Below are 18,509 nucleotides of genomic sequence, written 5' to 3'. Positions count from 1 at the left end.
TCAGAGATCACGCGGATACCGGACGGCCCACCCGGCGGCGTAACGTCCGTCGCCCGACGGCGGCTGGGCCGAGAAGTGCCAGAACGCGTCACCGGCCACGGTCTCCACCAGATCACGCCCCCCGAGCCGGTCGAGCCATTCCTGAGGCAGGCCGGGGATCCCTGCCCTCGACCCGGCGACGGCTCCGGCGAACGCCCCCGTGAACGCGCCGCGGCCGGACTCCCCGGCACCGGCGCGCAGCGCGGTGGCCAGGGCCTCGGCCACCGGCCCGGAGGTCGTGCCGGAGTCGAGCAGCCGCTGCACGACCACCCGCGGAGGATCGGCTCGCTGGAACAGGTGGCTGAACAAGTTCGCCACCACCGACGCCGCCTCGGCGGTCACCTCGTCGGCGCCGTCACCGGTGGCCAGCAGACGCGCGACGCGCGCGGCCGTGCGGCCGCCGCACAGCGCGGCCACCATGCCCGGCACGAGAAAACCGACGGCACCCGGCTCGTCCGCCGGGACCGTGCCTGGTCCCCGGACGCGGGAGAGCCAGCCGTCGTTCCCGGTGTACTGGCGCCGCCTGGCCTGTACGCCGATCGTCATCAACCCGCTCGGCACCGAACCCCGGTACGGAGCCGGAAGTGCCCGCAGCAGGCCTTCGGTGCAGAACAGCAGGTGCCGGGTGAGCGGGCCGATCTCGAGAACGCCCGCCAGTCCGGTGCCGAGTGCTTCACCGAGGGCTGATCCGACGAACGCGCCGGTGACGCGGTGCCAGGCGAAGTCGCCGCCGTCGCTGTGCCTGGAGTCGATGTCACGGCGGAAGAACTTGCCGCCGGTCGCCGCGTGCGGCCGGACCCGGCCCGCCGCGTCATGACCGGCGGTGAGCCCGTTGGCCCGGAGGTCGTCCGGCCACCGGTGCCCGGTGAGGTCGTCGTGCGGGGACTCGAAAGCGGCCGGGGTGACGCCGTTGCGCTGCTCCCAGGCCCGGCCGAGGAGGAACCGCTCGCATTCCCGGGCCGTCAGCTCGAATCCGGCGGAGCGGGCCTTCGCCGCGGCTTCCGGGAGTCCGGTGATGGGCCCGGCGAGCCCGAAGTCGGCCCTGATCCGCTCGGCGGTGCGCGACACGGACTCCGAGTACTCCGGCGAGACTTCCACTACCCGGGTGGAACTCCGCAGCTTCGGCCACCGCGACACCGCCGCCGCGAGCTCGGCGGCGCTGACGACGTCCGGCAGGTCCGAGCCGGGATTGATCGACAAACCGACACCGGGGAACTCCGAGAGGAGGGAGAGAACGCCGGCCCGCACCCATTTCGCCGTCCCGGGCGGCAGTCTCCTCCGTGAGCTGAACACCCGCAGCGCAGGTGGTTCTTCCTGCCGGAGCGAGGGAAGCGGCCGTTCGGTCCGGAAGTCGACCGGGAGCAGGACCTCCGAGGACAGCAGACCGGCGAGGTAGCGCCCGCGGTCATGCTGTCCGGCGGCCAGGTAACCGAGCAGGTGCTCCAGCGGGGTGTCCATGGGCCGGTGGCCCAGCCGTCGCGGGCCGGGACGGTAACCGGGGTTGACCCGGACCTCGCCGGTCGCGGCGCCGTCCGGGGTGAATTTCCGCCACGCCATCACGGCGGCGGAGTGGACGCCGAGGTACGCCACGCCGCTTTCCCGGAACTCCGGTTCCAGGATCTCCCGCCACTCGTCCCTCCCGGCCACGGGCACCGGACTGCTCGGGCCGGTACCCTCCCGTCCGGCGTCCGGCCGCTGCAACTCGCCGTCCTCACACACGATCAGTGCGGGTTTCGGTACCAGCGAAGCGATCCATTCGCCGCCGTCCAGTGCGCGAACCGTGTCGTAGGGCACGAACCAGCCCTCCGGCACCCGCACGACGTTCGCGTGATCGACCCGGACCGCGTGCTCGCCACCGGCCAGCCATTCCCCGACCCTCGCGGCCGCTTCCTGCGCTTCCACTACCAGCCTCGTTCTTCCGGAAAGGGGAGCAGCATGATCTGCAGAGGGCGTTCTTCCAGCAACGTCAGCCAGCCGGTCAGCGGATCGAGGAAAACGACTCCGTCCCGGTGGTGCGCGACCAGGGCCACATGCGAGCCGATCGTCCCTCTGTCGCCCTCGTAAAGGAAGTTCACCGCGGCCAGCGCGCCTTGTGGTCTGGCGAGCATGGCCGAGATGACGCCGTCGTAGCTCGCGTCGTCGATCTCCACCCACTTCCCGCCGAGCTGGTCCATCACATAACCCAGGGTGGCCAGTTCGTTCATGAGTGCGATGGGAACCGGCGGTGCGGTGGTTTCCTCGCCGAGCGACCGGCGTACGTAATGCACGACGGACCTGGTGCAGTTCGTCCGGTAACCGAGCTGGTCGGCCCAGGGCGCGTAGTAGCCGGGATTGGTTTCCGGCAGCTGGGGGAAATGCGCCGTGACGAAGGCGACCGCGTCCTTCCAGCGGCCGTCCACGGTGTCCGCGTCCATCGCGGGCAGCGCGTGAAGCGGTGTCGCGCGGAACAATCCCGAGCCGTCCCCGTGCCCGGATCCCGGCGAGACCGGGTACCTGAGGTAGGCGGGATGCCGCTCCGGCGGTTTGGCATTCCCTTGTGGTTCCGGGAAGTCCCCCAGCGCGACCGGGTTCGCGCCTGCCAGTTCGCCGAGGGTGATCGGACGGGAGCCGGCGGGAGAACGGAGCACGATCGGGTTCTTCCCGTCCGGCGGGAACTCCGCCCAGCCACCTCCGACGGCGTAGCCCTCGACGACTTCTTGCCCGAACGGCAGCACGGTGCCGTCCGGCAGTTCGGTCCGGCGTCCCAGTACGTGCAGGTCGGCCAGCGGGGCCACCACCGGGGCGCCCAGCGCGACGGCGAACCGCCGCGCCCACGACGCCGAGCCGCACGAGTGCAGTCGCACCGGACGGCCCGGCGGGTAGTACTCGCTTCGCCGGGTCACTTCGGCGAGTTCCTCGGGGCTGGGAAGCGCGCCGTCGTCGTGCAGCGTCACCACGTACGGGCTCGCGGGATCCGGCCGGTTCGTCAGCATGGTGCGCAGGTGTGCCTTGCGGGTCGCCATCGCGGGACCGACCGCCATTCCGGACGGCGCGTACCAGACGAGTTCGCCGGTACTCAGCGCGTGCTCCCTCGGCAAGGGCACCGGAGCCGTCCCGATGGGCGCCTCGCGCATCCCCGGGACATCCAGCTTCTTGCAGGCGTACATCGCCCGCTGCAGCTCCGTGTCCACCGCCTTCATCGCCTTGCCGCGATGGGCCGGCGCCGCCCGGTCCGGGTTACTCACCTGCCAGTAGTGGTGAATGGCCCGGTTCAGGTCGGCGAGCACCTGGCTGAGTGCCGCCTCGGCCACGTTGGCTTCGTGGCCGGTGGGTTCGCGCCACCGCGGAGCGCTGAGCCGCCGGTAGCGGTCGACGGTCTGCTCGATCTCGGTGAGTGCCGCACTGACCTTCCGGGCGCCGGGTTCGTGCCCGAACGGCGCGCTGAACTGCTGATGCCGGTCGATGGCGTCCTTCAGCGCGGTCAAAGCCTTCCGGACCTCTTCGGTCGCGGAGTCCGGCCTGCGCCATCCCGCGCCGGTCTGGTCACGATGGTGGGCGGTCGCGTTCTTCAGCTCGGTGAGCGCCGCTCTCATCACCTCGGTCCTCGGCTCGTGACGGTTCGGGTTCTGCAGGTCCTGATAGCGGTCGATCGCCTTGTGCACCGCGGCTTCGTCGCCGGTCGAGCGCCGGTCAGGGGCACTCGGGCGCCGGTAGTCGCGGACGGCCTCGTCCACGCCGTCGAGTGCGGCCCGCAGGTCCCTCGCACGGGGACGACGCCGTCCGGGGTCGCTCCTGGACAGATAACGGTCCACCGCGCCGTCCACTTTGGACAACGCCTCTCGGGCGGCCTTGACCTGTTCGGCCGGCTCACGCCGCAGCGGGCCGCTCTGCTGATAGTCGTGGACGGCCCGGTTCAGGCCGGCGACCGTCACCTGCACCGGTCCGGCACCGGACCGGTGGTAGCCGTCCAGGTGCGTCTCGGCCCGGCTGACCAGCCGGAGAACCGAGGCCAGCATGGTCACTCGCTTGCCCAGTGTCGACCAAGCCGCCCAGGGACCCGCCAACCTGTCCTGTTCCGCCTCGGTCGAACGCCGGACGTCGTCCAACGCGGCACGTAGCGCGTCCCGGGCGGCCGGAGTCGCCCATTGGTCGCCGTCGATCCGAAGCGGTGCGACTTCTTCGAAGGGTGCCGAAGCCGGGGGTGTCCCGGCCTCGTTCCGGAGGCCGGGCAACGGAAGCCCGGCCCGGTTCAACCCTTCCAACAGGCCTGAAAGCAGGTCGAGCGCACCCCACTGCCCGGTCCGCTTCGCCTCGGCCGCCACCGACTGGAACGGCTCGGTCAGCCGGGTGGTGAGGAATTCGGTCAAGGCGGTGGCCTCCTGGCCGAACGCGGCGAGGGCCGCCACCGCGTCCGCGTCGGCCTTCTTGTTCCTGGCGGCCAGTTCGACCTGCCGGTGCCGCCATTTGTGCTCGCCGACCTTCGGCCCGAGGAGCGCGCTCACCAGCAGCGCCACCAGATAGGCGGGATCGAGCCCGAGCACGCCGATCCCCACCGCGGGGACGGCGCCACCGATGGCCGCGATGAGGGTGGTGGTCTTGCGGTATTCCGCTTCCGACGCCGACCCCGGCCTGCTGGACGGCAGTGGCGAGGGCACGATCCCGGTTTCCCCCACCGGATCCGGTGCCGGGGTGGCCTGGTCGGGTCGCGCGCCGAACAGACGGCGGAGCAAGCCCGGCTTGCGCTGCGCCTCCGCGTTCCGCTGCGCCTCCGTCACCGCGGCCAGCAGTTCGGCCCGCGGCACCTGCAGCAGTGCCTGCGTCGCCTCGTGCAGGGCCTGCCGGTCGACGTGGCTTCTGCCCAGCTTGTTGACCAGTTCGGTGTTGTCCAGTCCGCTGGTCAACAGCACGGCGGGAAGCGTGACCAAGCCCCGGATCACGCCGTAGAGGAGCAAGGCGGCGTGGAGGCTGAGGTCCAGCGGGGCGTCGGGATCGAGTTTGCCGGATCCGGGCGTCGGTGCTCTTTTCGCGATCTGGGAGAACCCGTCGACGGATTCGGTGGCGCTGGCCGCCACCGGAAGCGACGGCCGGGAGGCAGCCGATCCGGTGCCCGTGCGGTCCGGCTCGGGGATCGGGCGACCGGTCAGTGCTTGTTCCAGCGCGAGGTCGAACCGCTCGTCGGCGCGCGCTGCCTTCTCGTCCAGTGCCCGGATGCTGAGCTCGGCCGCCATCAACTCGGCCTTCGCCTTGGCTTTCGCGCGCTTCCACTGGAAGAGCGGCATGAGGACGGCCGCGGCGGCTCCGCTCAAACCGATGCCCAACGACGTCGACGCCTGCAGGTGCAATCCCAGCGCGGGGCCGTACTCCAGGGTCGCCATGATGCCCACCGTGGTGCCGATCGTCGGCGGGAGGCCGTACCGGCGGTAGAACTTCGGCAACGGCTGGACACCGGCGGACTCGGTTCCCTCCGGACGCTCCTCGGCGGCCAGGTCCGGGCCATGGTCCGGCGGCAGGCCGAGGCGAGCGTTGCGGGCGCGCCACCGGTCGACGGGTTTGACGGCGTTCTCGAACTGCCGCTGCGCGTCCTGGTGCTTCTTGCGTTCGGCGACCGCCGCGTCGTCCCCGATCTCGTGGCCGCGGGCGAGGAGCCCGGTCACCACGGAAGCGACGAGGCCGGTGACCGCGTACGCGACACCGCTGGACGGGAAGCCGACGGCCACGAAGGTCAGGCTCGGGGCCGCCACCGGGAAGAAGCCGGTGCGCATCTGATTGGCCAGGTTGTTCCTGGTGGTCGCGATGCCGGCTGCATCGTTGAAGGCGGGGAGATACCGCCACACCACCGGTCCGGCTGGATGCCCGGCCAGCGTGACCGCCCGGTAGACGTAGTCCGGCTGGTTCGGATCGAGGCCGAGCGCGCCGAGCAGGCCGCGCATCTCGTTCTCCAGCAGCGCGCGTCGCCGCGGGTTCAGCCGGGTCCGGCCGATTTCCCGGTGGAGCGCGACGACCCGCTCCAGGTTCTCTTGGTCGGTGGCCGTCAACTCCGCCGGGCCCGCGAGGTCGGCCGACGGGCTGAGATAGTTCTTCGTCGGCACGGCGGGGAGATTGGCGGGATCGGCGGCCATTCCCGATCCGGCCGCGAAGGTCTGCAGCCGTTCGGTCAGCTCGACGCGCTGCATCGCGCTCAAGTCGCGAAGCAGCTTGGGGAGCTTCTTGGTCTTGGGGACCTTCGTCTTGTTGCCGACCTGGGCGACTGTGGCCGCCAAGGTTCCTGCCGCGTTGAGTCCCCTGGACTGGATGTCCGCGAGCGCGCGTTGCTGGCGCGGGGTCAGCGCCTGCCACACGTCGGCGGTCACGCCGGGCGGCGGCACGGGGGCGGCGGACCGGGCGGAACTCGTTGTCCCGCCGGGCGCATTCGGTTCCGGAGGCTGTCCGCCGAGGGTCACCGGCCCGGACGGATCCGGCTGTCCCGACGGGCCCGGCGACGACGGCGGTGGTTCCGGTGCCTCCGGCGGCTCGGGCATGCGATACCTGGCCGCGAATCCGCGCGGATCGGCTTCGAACGCGTCGGCGACGGGATTGCGGATCTTCGCGTCGTCGTTCGCCACCGCTTCGCGAATCCGGGCGAGGTCTCGTTCGTGGCTCACCCCGATCGCCAGCAGCTGGTGCAGCAACGCGGCTTGGTACGTCAAGGGGAGCGCGCCGTACTCGATCTCGATCACGCGGTGCAGCTGGTCCACGTCCCGTGCCATCGGCGACAGCCGCGGCCGGTCCCACCCGCCGCGGCGCGAATCCTGGGGGATGACCGATTTCTCCGCCTCGGCACGCAGCACGTCGGTCACGAGGATTTCCCCGCTGCGCCCCTGGAACTCATGGGCGGCGCCGAACAGGACGTCGGCCCAAGCCCGCGCGGCCGCTCCTTCGACGACGAGAGACGAGGGTCGCTGAAGGCCGTGCACCGCGAACTCGTGTGCCACGACGGTGATGAACTCGGCCATCCCGAGCCGTGGCCGGATGAACCCCGTACCGGAATCGTGGTCGAAGAAGCCTTCGAGCCTGTTCTCGATTCCCAGCTGTTCTCCGAAGACCGCGTCGACGTCCACACCGGGGAACCGTCGCATCAACGCCGCTCTGTCCAGGGGCACCGCGTTCGCGAGGGCCTTGAGGGCGAAGTCCACCCCCGCCGGTCCGAAGACCAAGTCGAAGAAATGCGCCACGACCGCCTGGGTGACGACGTCGAAGTGGCCGTCCGCGGAGACCGACGGATGAAGGGTCCGCAGGCGATAGGGATCCAGCAGATCCAACCGGATGACCTCCCGCCACGCCGGGACGGGGGAATCCGCGGATGCCCTGGCGTACTCGCGCAGAGCTTCGCTGAACGCGCGCAGCCCGCCGATCACCGGCCGCGCGTCCTCGGTTCGCCGCGTCTCCTCGATCAGCTCGCGCAATCCGTCGGCCTGTTCGAGGAGACCGTCCCACGCGGCCGCGCGCCGCTCGAACTCCGCGGATGAAATCAGCCCCTGTTCCCTGGCCTCTTCCAGCCTGGCCCGCGCCGACGCCGCGGCCGATTCGACCCGTGCCGGAAGTTCGTCCAGTGAGGGCGTACCGGCGGGCATGAAGATCTCGGTCGCGATCAACAGTTTCCTGTCGAAGGAGTTCTGCGGATCGGAAAACATCTCGACGATGTCGTCGTAGAGTGGATGTCCGTTCTCCCGCAACTGATCCAGCGCGGCACGGAGCTGGCGAAGCTCGGGAGCGTAGTCGTCCATCGCCGCGACCCTCGCGCGCTCTTCGGGCGTCAGGTGCTCGCCGGGGTCGACCCCGAACGCCACCTTGTCCAGGTGGGCTTCCTCCAGGTTTTCCCGCTCCATGGGCTCCCACGCCGCGATCCATTCGTCGATGGCTTCGGCGCGGGCGCGTTCCTCGTTTCGCTCCATGAGACCGGTGAGGTAGTCCTGGAGGCCGTCCGCGGCGGGCCAGGGCGTGTGGACCCGCCCCGGATCGGTCCAGTGATCCCACGGCCGGAACTGGTGGTCTGGCCTCTCTCGCGCGGCCTGGAGCGGATCCGCCGGGATCTCCGGTTCCTCCAGCCTCGGCCGGATCTCCGGTTCCCTTGGCAGGGCGGGGATTTCGGGATCCGTCGGCAGCCCGTGGATCTTCGACCCCTCCGGTCGCGTCGGGACCTCGGGATCCTTGAGCGGTTCCCGGATCTCCGGATCCTTGGGCAACTCCCGGATGTCCGGGACGGCCGGAACGGTGGGCCTGGCCGGGATCTCCGAAGGACCCTTGGGAGAAGGCGCTTTCGGCCCCGCCGGTTCGCGCGGTCCGCCCGGCGGCACGGGATCGGTCGCGTGATCGGGCCGGGGGAGCGCGGGCGCGTCCGGGGCCGGACGAGTGGGCCAGCCGACATCCGGCGGCCGGGGCAGGCCGACACCCGGTGCGACGGGCTCACCGATCTTCGACGGCTCGGGCCAGTCGACCCTGAGTGGTTCCGCCCAGCCGACCCTTGGCGGTTCCGCCCAGCCGGGGACGGCGCGCACCGGCGAGCCGGGATTCACCGGCCCGTCCGGCTCGCCGGTGCGCGTGGGCTGGATCTCCACCGTGCCGGGCCGCAAGGGTTCGGGTGTGCCGTCGGGGTGAAGGATGACCGCCTTGTTCGGGATCGGGCGCGCGGTCAGCGGTTCGGGCGGGGCGATTTCGCGCGCCGCCGCCGGAGCCGCCGCTGAGGCCTTCGCCGCGGCAGGCGCTTTCTCGGTCGAGCGGAGCCTTTCGGCGACCTGCTCGACCGCACCGTGGATCGGCCGCGTTTCGAGTGCGACACCGCCTCGCGCGGCCTCGGGATGCGCGGCACCGCCTCCCTGACCAGAGGGGCGTGGCCCTGGTGAAGGCCGGTCAGGACTCCCGGCGCCTCCCGGGCCGTCTTCATGCGGTCCGGCTGCGCCTTTCTCCTGTGCCTTGCGGTACTCGTCCGGAAAGCGCTCCTTCGCGAAGTCTTCGAGCGAAACCCGGCCAGGGGGTTTCCGGGCGGCCCCGGCCTCCGGATCACCGTGTTTCCCGCCCTGCGCCCGGCCGGCGGCGTCGCCGGACAGCCCACGTTCGGCGCTCTGGCCGTGTCCGGCGTTCATGGTGTGCTCAACCCACGCCCGCTGCACATGGCGGGGATAGGGGGATTCACCGTGGATCATGCGCGCGAGCTCGCGTTCGATGAAGATTTCCCTGACCTCGGCGCGGGTGGGTGGCGTACCCGTGGCCGTATGCGACGGCCGGTCGGCGGGTGACTCCAGAGCCGCTTTCTCGTTCTGCGACACCTCGGCGGGGCGGTTCTGCCCGGCGTCGGCACCACGTCCCGACTCGTGGCCACTGGCGCTGTGCGCGGGTTCGGCCCTCGTGGTCGGCGCGTGGTCGGCGGTGGACGGCGGCGGAGGGGTGTGCTCGGCCAGGTGCTGGGGCGACTGCGCCTGCCGCGACTCCGAAGGAGCGGGGGACTGGTCCCTTTCGGGGCGGGAGGCAGGAGGTTCGCTTCGCTCGTGTCCCTGCTCCCGTTTGACGGGGTCGGCACCATCGCCTTTGGCCGCGGGGTGCTGATCACCCGGCGGGGTCCGCGGTTCGGTCCCTCGCGGGCTCTCGCCGAGGAGCCTTTCGCCGTGGCCCGGCGGTGTGGGTGGCTGGTCGTGCGGTGGACGGCTGGATGGCCGCCCCTCGGGCGATGGCGCGTCCGGGGACGGCGGTTTCGTCGGCCCCGGTCCTTGGGGCTCGGGGCCGTGGGGGCCGCGCCCGCCGGTGGCGGGAGGGTCGCCAGGACGGTCGTGGATCAGGCGTGCGACGTCGGGGGTGACGGCGGGATGCAGGTTGTAGCCCTTGGGCTTCGCGGTTTCACCGATCTTGTCGATGACCTTGAACGCCCCATGGGTCAAGGTGAATTTCCCGATGCGGTCACCGACCTTGATGACCCTCGGTGCCTGCAAACCGCGTCCGGCGAGCTTGACCGCGGCGCCCACCCCGCGAGTCGGGCCGAGCAGCCCGGCGACCATGCCGGTGGTGTATCCGAGGGCGTGCAGGGGCGCGTTGTCCCAGTTGTCGTAGTCGACGAAGGCCTTGCCCGCTTCGGCCAGGTAATCACCGAAGACGCCGTTGAACAGCCTGTCGTCGATCTCCTTGCCGAGGCCGTTCGGCATGGAGTACACGGCCAGACTGGCGAGGAGTTTGTTCAGATGCCCCCACGCGACCTGCGAGTTGAACATCGACCAGCTGCCGTCTTCGCCCCGGCCGAACAATCCCGCGAGTGCCTTGCCCTGGTCGACCACCGAATCCCACAGCCCAACGAAGAAATTGTTGCTCGGGTCTTCGGGCTGCGGAAGCGTGGACGGGTCCTTCACGTAACCGGCGTGCTCTTTCATGATGTCGAGGACTTCTCGCGCCACGTTCCTGGCGAAGTCCTCTTGGTTGCGCTTCGCGTACTTCGGAATGTTGAAACCGAGCGCGGTGTACTGCCAGCTCAGATCTTCGACGTAGTTCTTGACGCCGGTCTTGGCGCTGGTGAGGATTTTGGAGTAGAAGTCGTACTCCTTGGCCATCCCGTTCAGCGCGCCGGCGATCTGGCCGAATCTTTCCTGGCCGTTAGCCCTCTTGACGACCCCCCGCATGAAGCCACCGGCCTCGTCCGGCCAGGTCCCGCCGCCCCCGTCCGGGTGGATCCGGTCGGCGGCACCGTCGACGATCTTCAAGGAGTCCTCGAACACGACCTTGGCCTTGGCCCATCGCTCGGACACCTGTGTCGCGAGCGACTCGCTGTCGGGCGGCCAGCCGGCGGGTGCGGGCAGCAGCTTCCGGACCGCGTCCCACAGGTCGCAGTCCGGTTGTTGGACGTCGCCGTCAGCCATACTCGCCGGAGTCCGTTCAGGAGAGCTGGACGAGGATGAAGTTCGCGGCCTCGGCGTCGTGCGCGAGGTAGGTCTTCACCAGCTGCTGACCGGCGGCCGCGAGGTTCCGGTAGGCGGGTGGGACCGAGTCCGCCGCCGCGCGGACCGAACCGTCCAGATCGGACGTTCGGCTGTTGAACACGACACCGATCAGGCCGTGGCCGAACGTCCCTGGCTCCGGCAGCGTGCCCTTGATGGCGTTCCAGGCCGTCTCGAGATGAGTTCCTTCGGCGTCGATCACGGTCATCTCGTGAGCGGTCTCGACGGTGTGCATGTCGACGACATTCCCGCCGTTCATGCTGACGGTGTCTTCCGCGCTCATCGCTCGCCTCCCGCGATCCGCCGGTCCAGTTCGTGCAGCACGGGGCCGAGGCGCAGATCCGCCGTCGCGGCCGTGGTCTCGGCGGGGAAGTGTTCTTCGATGATGGCGAAGCCCTCCTCCTGCGCGAGTTCCGCCGCGCGATGGATGGTGCCCGTGATGGCCCGCGCGAGGCCCGCCGAATCGGGGACGCGGAAGACGCGCGGGTCGAGGCGCAGTTCCACCAGTTCGCCGTGGCCCCCGACGGTCGCGCTGATCAGCTCGTCCTCGGATTCGGCGGTGGCCCGGACTTCCGCCATCCGTCGCTGCTGGTCGCGGAGGCGCTGTTCAGTCCTCGCGTACCCGGCCCGCCTGTCGGTGAAGGTGCCCACTGTGCCTCCTCGATTCCGTCCGGCACGAGTCTTCCCGCAAGGGCGGTGCCGCGAGGCGGCGTGACAGGTTGCGGCCACCACGGTGAGATCCGGCGTGTCCTGCCCGACGATTGCCGAAATGAGACGACTTCCGGCACTCGCGGCGGCCGGTGCGCTGGCCGCGCTACACCTGGTCGGCGGGGCCGTTCCGGCGTTCGCGGCTCCTCCAGCGGGGGTGTGCAACGATCCCGAGCCCGCCCACGAACGCGTACAGACGCTCCCCTGGGCACAGCAGGCGCTCGATCCGCGACGGGTCTGGTCGCGCGGCCGGGGGGCAGGCGTGCTGGTCGCGGTGGTCGACTCCGGCGTCGACGCCGACCATCCCCAGCTGCGCAGGCCGGGGAAGGTGCGGACCGGCCGTGACTTCTTCTTGCCAGGAGGGCTGCCCGGTGCGTTCGACTGCGTGTCCCACGGCACCGGGGTGGCCGGGATCATCGCCGCCGATCCGTTGCCCGGTACCGGTTTCCACGGTCTCGCGCCGGACGCGGAGATCCTGCCCGTGCGGATCACCGACCGGGACATCAGCGACCGGGGAGAATCGCTGCGGATCAACCCGGACGCGGTGGCCGCCGGTATCCGTTACGCGGCCGATCAGGGCGCGCGGGTGATGAACCTGTCGCTGGCCGGGTTCAGTGATTTCCCCGCCATCCGGGCGGCGGTGGCCCACGCGGTGGCCAGGGACGTGGTCGTGGTCGCGGCGGCGGGTAATTCGCAGCAGAACGCGCCCGCCGGGCTGCCGTCCTACCCGGCCTCCTACGACGGTGTGCTCGGGGTCGGCGCGGTGGACCGTGCGGGAGCACGGATGGGCACGTCCCAGATCGGCCCGTACGTCGGTATCGTCGCGCCCGGTGCCGAGGTGCTGACCACGACCAGGGAGGACGGCCACGCCCAGGTCGACGGAACCAGTTTCGCCGCGCCGTTCGTCGCCGCGACCGCGGCACTGGTGCGCTCGGCGTGGCCGAGGTTGTCCGCCGCGCAGGTGATCCAGCGGCTGAAGGCCACGGCCGATCCGGCACGCGGTGGACGCGGCAGCGACGCCTACGGCGCGGGACTGGTCGATCCCTACCGTGCGGTGACCGACGGTCTCGATCCGGAGAAACCCGCGGCGATGCCCGCTTTCCTGCCGCCACCACCGGACAAGGCGGGACTGGAGCGGGCCGCGCGGATCGAGGAGACCGGGGTGACGGCGAAATGGCTGACCGCCGCCGCGATCGGCGCACTCGTCCTCGCCGGCTTGACGGCGGCGATCCTCCCTCGCGGGAACCGGCGTCGCTGGCGGCCGGGAAGGGTGACCGCCATGCCGTCCGAGCCGAGCGTGGCGGAACCGCCCGAGCAGGTGTTCCTGATCCCGCGGCGGTGACCGTGGCGGTGCGGTGGGCGGCGAGATCTCCGTCTGATCACGCGTAATCTCCGTCCAGTCACGTGAGATCTCCGTCTGATCACGCGGAACCGAACGTCAAGCAAGCAGGATCACGCGAAACCGGAGCGTCGTGCCGGGGGTCGCGAGGACGTCGGCGCGAGCCGAAGCGCCTGGAGCAGGCGTAGCGGGCTTCGTGGCGTCGCCGCCCACGCCCAGCCGTCACCCGAAACGAGAAAGTCCCGGCGAGCCAGGCCCGCCGGGACTTTCCGGTGTTCACCCACGAGGTTCAGCCCAAGCGGTTGATCGAACTCATCTTCGCGTTCACCAGGCCGTGGACACCATTGGTCACACTGCCGCTCAGGTTGTCGTGGCCATCCCACTGCTCATTGGCGAGCCGCTGGTGCTGGAGATTCTTCGCCAGCACGGCTTGGCCGTATTCGCCCTGCGCGCTTTCGTGGCTGAAACCCTGCGCGCGGCGCATCAAGAGATCGGTGTTGTCGCGTGCCGCGGCACCGGTCTTCGAAGTGTCCGCCGCGGTCTCGAGCGAGGCGCTCACATTGCAGGTGACCCGATCGGGGTTCATGACCATTCGTCTACCTCCCGTAGTTGAAGCCGCCGGCGGCCTGGTCATCGGCGGAGCCGTGGACATTCAGGCCGTAATGGATGTTGTCGGCGGTCTCGTTGTAGTCGCTGCCCACCTTGGTGACCTTCGTCCCGAGAAGCTCGAAGGCGTCGTTGGCCGCGATGTTCATCCGGCCGCTGTTCTGCGCGACCATCGCCTGGGTGATGCCGTTCAGCCGCTGCTGGCCGTCCTGGATCTGCGTGACGGACTCGTTCATGAACGACACTTCACGCTGGCCCGCCACCAGATCGAGATCGACGTCTGAATTCGCCATGGGGCACTCCTTCCTGTTCGCTGGATCGACGATCACGGTCCTTCCTCAGCGAAGGTAGGCGGCGTGACGCCCGCACTCGGCCGACCGGCATCTTCCTGCCATCGCCGCCGCCGGGACCGCGTCGCAGCGGACGATCCGGGGTATGTCGACAGTCGTCGTGAAGAGGCCCGCCCGCCGGTCGGCGCCGGACATGCCCGCCGGAGAGCTGCTTCTGCAGCCGCCGCCGGAGATCCCGCCACCGCCGGTCAGGCAGTGGACGCAGATCTTCATGGTGCTGCCGATGGTGGCCATGATGGCCGCGATGCTGCTGATGTACTCCGGCTCGATCGGCGGTTCCATGCGCTTCGTCGTCTACGGCTTGATGGGCGTCGGAATGCTCGGCATGGTCGCCATGGGTTTCCTGCAGGGCGGAGGTCCGAGCAAACGGGAAATGGGTTACGCCAGGCGAAAGTATCTTCGCCACCTTTCCCAGCACCGGTTGCGGTTGCGTCGCTCGGCCCGCAAACAGCGTGCCGCGATGGAGTACCTGCACCCGGATCCCGCTTCGCTGTGGTCGCTCGCCGCCAGCTACCGGCTTTGGGAGCGGCGCAAGGAAGACCCGGATTTCGCCGTCGCCCGGATCGCCCTGGGACGGCAGCGGCCCGCGCTCACCGTGGTCGCGCCGGACACGAAACCGCTCGAAGAGCTCGAACCGCTTTCCGCACTGGCGTTGCGCCGGTTCGTCACCACCTACGCCACGATCGACCATCTGCCGATCGCCATCGCGATCAACGGTTTCAGCCGGATCCACGTGCGCGGCGATCGCGACGGCGTGCTGGGCCTCCTGCGCGCGATGCTGGCGCAGCTGGCCGTCATGCAGTCCCCTGACGATCTGCGGGTCGCGGTGTGCGTCAGCGAGGATCGTCGTGACGACTGGGAATGGGTCAAATGGCTGCCCCACGCCCTGCATCCGGAGCGCACCGACGCGCTCGGGCCGCTGCGCCTGGTCGCCGCGACCATCCCGGCGCTGGAATCGCTGCTCGAAGAGGAACTGACCCGGCGCCCGAGGTTCGACCCGGAAGCGGGAACGCGGGTGCCCGGTCCGCATCTGGTGGTGGTGCTGGACGGGGGAGCGGTCGCCGGTTCCGACCACCTGATGACCGGCGGTGGCGTCGAAGGCGTGACCGTGGTGGACCTGAGCACCGTGCCGCCGAGGGCCTTCGACCGGACCACCGTGCTTCTCGACGTCGGCGCGGACGGCGGCCTGATCAGCGAAACCGTCGACGGCACCGCCCGGCTCGGCTACGCGGACATGCTCGGCGCGGTGGCCGCGGAAGGCCTCGCCAGGCAACTCGCCCCGCTGCGGTTGACCGCCGGTTTGCGCGGCGACGCACCGATGAGCAGCGAGCTCGGCCTCGCCGAACTGCTGGACCTGGGTGATCCCTTCGAATTCGACCCGGTCGACACCTGGGTGCCCCGGCCAAACCGGGACCGGCTCCGGATCAAGCTGGGTATCAAGGAAGACGGCACGCCGATCGACATCGACCTGAAGGAATCCGCCCAGGACGGGATGGGACCGCACGGCCTGCTGATCGGGGCGACCGGCTCGGGGAAGTCGGAGCTGCTGCGCACTCTCGTGCTGGCGCTCGCGGTCACCCATCCGCCGAACTCGCTGAACTTCGCACTGGTGGACTTCAAGGGCGGCGCCACTTTCACCCGGCTCGACAATCTCCCGCACACCAGCGCCGTGATCACGAACCTCGCCGACGAACTGCATCTGGTCGACCGGATGACCGACGCGATCAACGGTGAGCTGATCCGCCGCCAGGAACTGCTCCGGGCGGCCGGGAACTTCTCGTCCCTGCGTGACTACGAGAAGGCGAGAGCGGCGGGCGCGCCGTTGCCAGAGGTGCCGACACTGCTGGTGATCTGTGACGAGTTCTCGGAACTGCTTTCGGCCAAGCCCGACTTCATCGACATGTTCGTCCAGATCGGACGGGTCGGCCGGTCGCTCGGCGTGCACCTGCTGCTCGCCTCGCAGCGGCTGGACGAAGGCAGGCTTCGCGGTCTCGAAGCCCACCTGTCGTACCGGATCGGGCTGCGCACCTTTTCCGATATGGACAGTCGCGCGGTGCTCGGGGTGCCGGACGCGTTCAAACTGCCGAGGGCTCCTGGCCACGGCTTCCTCAAGGTCGGCACCGAGCCGATGGACCGGTTCCGTTCGGCTTACGTGTCCGGCGTGTACCAGCGCAGCACCGGGGCCGGTTCGTCCGCGTCCACCGCGGAGGCGTTCGCGCTGCACGAGTACACCACCGCTTACCTCGCCCCGGACCTCGACGACGACCCGGCGGAGGAGCCCGCGCGAGAGGACGATCCGGAGCAGGCCGCCGGCGAGACCCTGCTGGACATCCTGGTCGATCGGTTGGAAGGACAGGGAACCCCGGCCCATCAGGTGTGGCTGCCGCCGCTCGGCGAGTCGCCGACCCTTGATCAGTTGCTGCCCTCGCTGGTCATCCACCCGCAGCGCGGGGTGACTCCCCGGTCGGCCGGGTCGGCGGGAGCGCTCCGCCCGGTGCTCGGCGTCGTCGACCGGCCCTTCGAGCAGCGGCGGGATCCGTTGACGCTGGATCTGGCCGGCGGCGCCGGGCACGTGCTGGTGCTCGGCGGTCCTCGCGCTGGCAAGAGCACCGCGCTGCGCACGCTCGTCACGAGCCTCGCGCTCACCCACACGCCGAGGGAGACCACGTTCTACTGCCTCGATTTCGGCGGCGGCACGCTCGCCTCGATCGCGGGCCTGCCCCACGTCGGCGGTGTTTCCGGCCGCCTCGACACGGGCGCGGTCCGCCGCACCGTCGCCGAGGTGGCGACGGTGCTCGCGCAACGGGAGCGGCTTTTCGCCCAGCATCGGATCGACGGGATGGCCACCTACCGCAAGCTCCGTGCGGAGGGCCGGTTCGCCGAAGACCTCCACGGCGACGTATTCCTCGTCATCGACGGCTGGCTGACGCTGCGCAACGATTTCATGGATCTCGAAGAGACGGTCAACGACATCGCCGGGCGTGGCCTCGCCTTCGGTGTCCACGTCATCGCCGGCGCCACCCGTGCCTTCGATCTGCGGATGAACGTCAGGGATCTGTTCGTCAGCACGCTCGAGCTGAAGATCGGCGATCCGATCGATTCGGCCATCGACCGGCGCGCCGCGATGAGCGTGCCGCCCGATTCCCCCGGCCGGGGTGTCGCGATGACCGGGCACCAGATGCTGGTGGCGCTGCCCCGAGTGGACGGAGTGAGCGGCACCGAGGATCTGGCCGCCGGGGTGGCCACCCTCGTGGACGCCGTCGAGAAGGCTTGGCCGGGTGAGCCCGCGCCCTCGGTTCGGCTGCTGCCGACAGTCCTGCCGTACGCGGAACTGCCCGCCGCCGACGAACTGTCCGGTCCCGACGCCGGATTCGCCGTCGGCATCCACGAACGAGACCTCGGCCCGCTGCGCCTCGACTTCGCCGATGACCCGCACTTCCTGGTGCTGGCGGACATCCGCAGCGGCAAGACCGGCTTCCTCCGGGTGCTCGCCAGGCGGATCTGCCAGGCGTACACCCCGGACGAGGCACAGATCGTGCTCATCGACCACCGCCGGGGACTGCTCGGTGAGGTCGATGACGAACACCTGATCGGCATGGGTGTCAACGACGCGCACAGCACCGAACTGCTGGCACAGGTGGCCGAACGGCTGGCCGCCCGCCTGCCTGGACCGGACGTCACCACCGAACAGCTGCGGAACCGCGGCTGGTGGACCGGGCCGGACATCTACGTGCTCGTCGACGACTACGACATGGTGGCGACGCACAAGGACCATCCGCTGTTCGCGCTCTTCCCGTTGATCGCGCAGGCTTCGGACATCGGCCTGCACGTCGTGCTCGCCCGGCGCAGCGGCGGTGCGGGCCTCGGCCTCGGCGAGCCGTTCCTCGCCAGGCTGCGAGACGTCGGCGCGTCCGGCCTGATGATGTCCGGCGACCGCGACGAGGGTCCGTTGCTCGGCGGGATGCGCCCGCAGGTGCTGCCGCCCGGCCGGGGCTGGCTGGTGGACCGTCGCGGTGGCAAGAGCCTGACGCAGATCGCTTGGCTGCCACCGAAGGAATGACCGCGCGCGTGGCCGCTTCCTGTCGCGGCCCGCCCGCCACGTCGCCGGCGTGGTTGCCTTCAACCGGGGAACGAATAGCAAGGAGCGGACATGGGATCCGACGAAAACGTCGACGGTGACACCGCGGCGATGGTGCAGGCCGCCCAGAGTTTCAACAACATCGTGCAGGACGTCCCGAAGCTGATGGGCCGTTCCGTCGACGCCTCGTGCGGCAACGGCTTGACCGAGTGCGGGCCGCTCGTGCAGGCCGATGCCTATGCGACCAAGGCACTTCAGACGTTCGTCCAGGACGTCAGGTACGGCATCGCGGCCTACGGGAAGTTCGCCCAGAGCTCCGGGATCGCCTACCGCGACGCGGACCAGGCGGGCGCGGCGGTGCTCCTCAACGGCTGGCGCGACGATCGCGGGGCCGGGCTTCCCGACCAGACGAAGGCGCTCCCACCAGGGGTGCCCGGCGCACCGCAGGCGAAGTAGGA

General features: G+C 70.2%; 9 protein-coding genes. 3 read left to right on the top strand and 6 right to left on the bottom strand.

Annotated features, from left to right (window positions below; genetic code table 11):
• From ACM6LR_RS30145 to ACM6LR_RS30130, 4 genes are read right to left on the bottom strand one after another with little or no spacing between them, the layout of a single operon-like run.
• Positions 1–1,941, bottom strand: coding sequence for a YrhB domain-containing protein (locus ACM6LR_RS30145; RefSeq protein ID WP_414945016.1), 1,941 nt, complete (start codon positions 1,939–1,941; stop codon positions 1–3).
• Positions 1,941–10,892 (bottom strand): toxin glutamine deamidase domain-containing protein, encoded by an 8,952-nt coding sequence (locus tag ACM6LR_RS30140; RefSeq protein WP_414945015.1) that lies wholly within the window; start codon positions 10,890–10,892, stop codon positions 1,941–1,943. Before ACM6LR_RS30140 ends, ACM6LR_RS30145 begins: the two co-directional genes overlap by 1 nt.
• A 16-nt stretch (positions 10,893–10,908) precedes the next feature.
• Positions 10,909–11,253, bottom strand: coding sequence for a hypothetical protein (locus ACM6LR_RS30135; protein ID WP_414942056.1), 345 nt, complete (start codon positions 11,251–11,253; stop codon positions 10,909–10,911).
• On the bottom strand, positions 11,250–11,621 hold the full coding sequence (locus tag ACM6LR_RS30130; protein ID WP_414945014.1) for a YbaB/EbfC family nucleoid-associated protein: 372 nt from the start codon (positions 11,619–11,621) through the stop codon (positions 11,250–11,252). The genes ACM6LR_RS30135 and ACM6LR_RS30130 overlap by 4 nt, the downstream gene beginning before the upstream one ends.
• Positions 11,622–11,739: 118 nt before the next feature.
• Here ACM6LR_RS30130 and mycP point away from each other — a divergent pair, with 118 nt between their 5' ends.
• Positions 11,740–13,020, top strand: a complete 1,281-nt coding sequence (gene mycP / locus ACM6LR_RS30125; protein WP_414942058.1) for a type VII secretion-associated serine protease mycosin — start codon at positions 11,740–11,742, stop codon at positions 13,018–13,020.
• 286 nt (positions 13,021–13,306) lie between these two features.
• On the opposite strand, the gene ACM6LR_RS30120 is transcribed toward mycP, so the two are convergent.
• Both ACM6LR_RS30120 and ACM6LR_RS30115 read right to left on the bottom strand, forming a co-directional pair.
• Entirely contained in the window at positions 13,307–13,603 is a 297-nt protein-coding gene (locus ACM6LR_RS30120) for a hypothetical protein (RefSeq protein ID WP_414942059.1), read from the bottom strand.
• Between the two features lie 10 nt (positions 13,604–13,613).
• Positions 13,614–13,916: a hypothetical protein gene (locus ACM6LR_RS30115; RefSeq protein WP_414942060.1), complete on the bottom strand. Its 303-nt coding sequence runs from the start codon at positions 13,914–13,916 to the stop codon at positions 13,614–13,616.
• Between the two features lie 142 nt (positions 13,917–14,058).
• Between ACM6LR_RS30115 and eccCa the strand changes: the two genes are divergently transcribed.
• Together eccCa and ACM6LR_RS30105 are read left to right on the top strand one after the other, a co-directional pair.
• Positions 14,059–18,033, top strand: coding sequence for a type VII secretion protein EccCa (gene eccCa, locus ACM6LR_RS30110; protein ID WP_414945013.1), 3,975 nt, complete (start codon positions 14,059–14,061; stop codon positions 18,031–18,033).
• Between the two features lie 90 nt (positions 18,034–18,123).
• Complete coding sequence (locus ACM6LR_RS30105) at positions 18,124–18,507, top strand: hypothetical protein (RefSeq protein ID WP_414942062.1); 384 nt, start codon at positions 18,124–18,126, stop codon at positions 18,505–18,507.
• The last annotated feature ends 2 nt before the right edge of the window (positions 18,508–18,509 follow it).

Origin of the sequence: Amycolatopsis sp. cmx-11-32 (assembly GCF_047608695.1) — a bacterium.
Taxonomy (GTDB): Bacteria; Actinomycetota; Actinomycetes; order Mycobacteriales; family Pseudonocardiaceae; genus Amycolatopsis.
Note: the sequence above shows the minus strand (reverse complement) of the source record. Positions and strands in the feature narration are given on the sequence as shown.

Excerpts from the sequence above, each read along its gene's own strand:
- ACM6LR_RS30140 (WP_414945015.1), bottom strand. The coding sequence starts at position 10,892 with ATGGCTGACGGCGACGTCCAACAACCGGACTGCGACCTGTGGGACGCG.
- ACM6LR_RS30135 (WP_414942056.1), bottom strand. The coding sequence starts at position 11,253 with ATGAGCGCGGAAGACACCGTCAGCATGAACGGCGGGAATGTCGTCGAC.
- mycP (WP_414942058.1), top strand. The coding sequence starts at position 11,740 with ATGAGACGACTTCCGGCACTCGCGGCGGCCGGTGCGCTGGCCGCGCTA.
- ACM6LR_RS30120 (WP_414942059.1), bottom strand. The coding sequence starts at position 13,603 with ATGAACCCCGATCGGGTCACCTGCAATGTGAGCGCCTCGCTCGAGACC.
- ACM6LR_RS30115 (WP_414942060.1), bottom strand. The coding sequence starts at position 13,916 with ATGGCGAATTCAGACGTCGATCTCGATCTGGTGGCGGGCCAGCGTGAA.
- eccCa (WP_414945013.1), top strand. The coding sequence starts at position 14,059 with ATGTCGACAGTCGTCGTGAAGAGGCCCGCCCGCCGGTCGGCGCCGGAC.
- ACM6LR_RS30105 (WP_414942062.1), top strand. The coding sequence starts at position 18,124 with ATGGGATCCGACGAAAACGTCGACGGTGACACCGCGGCGATGGTGCAG.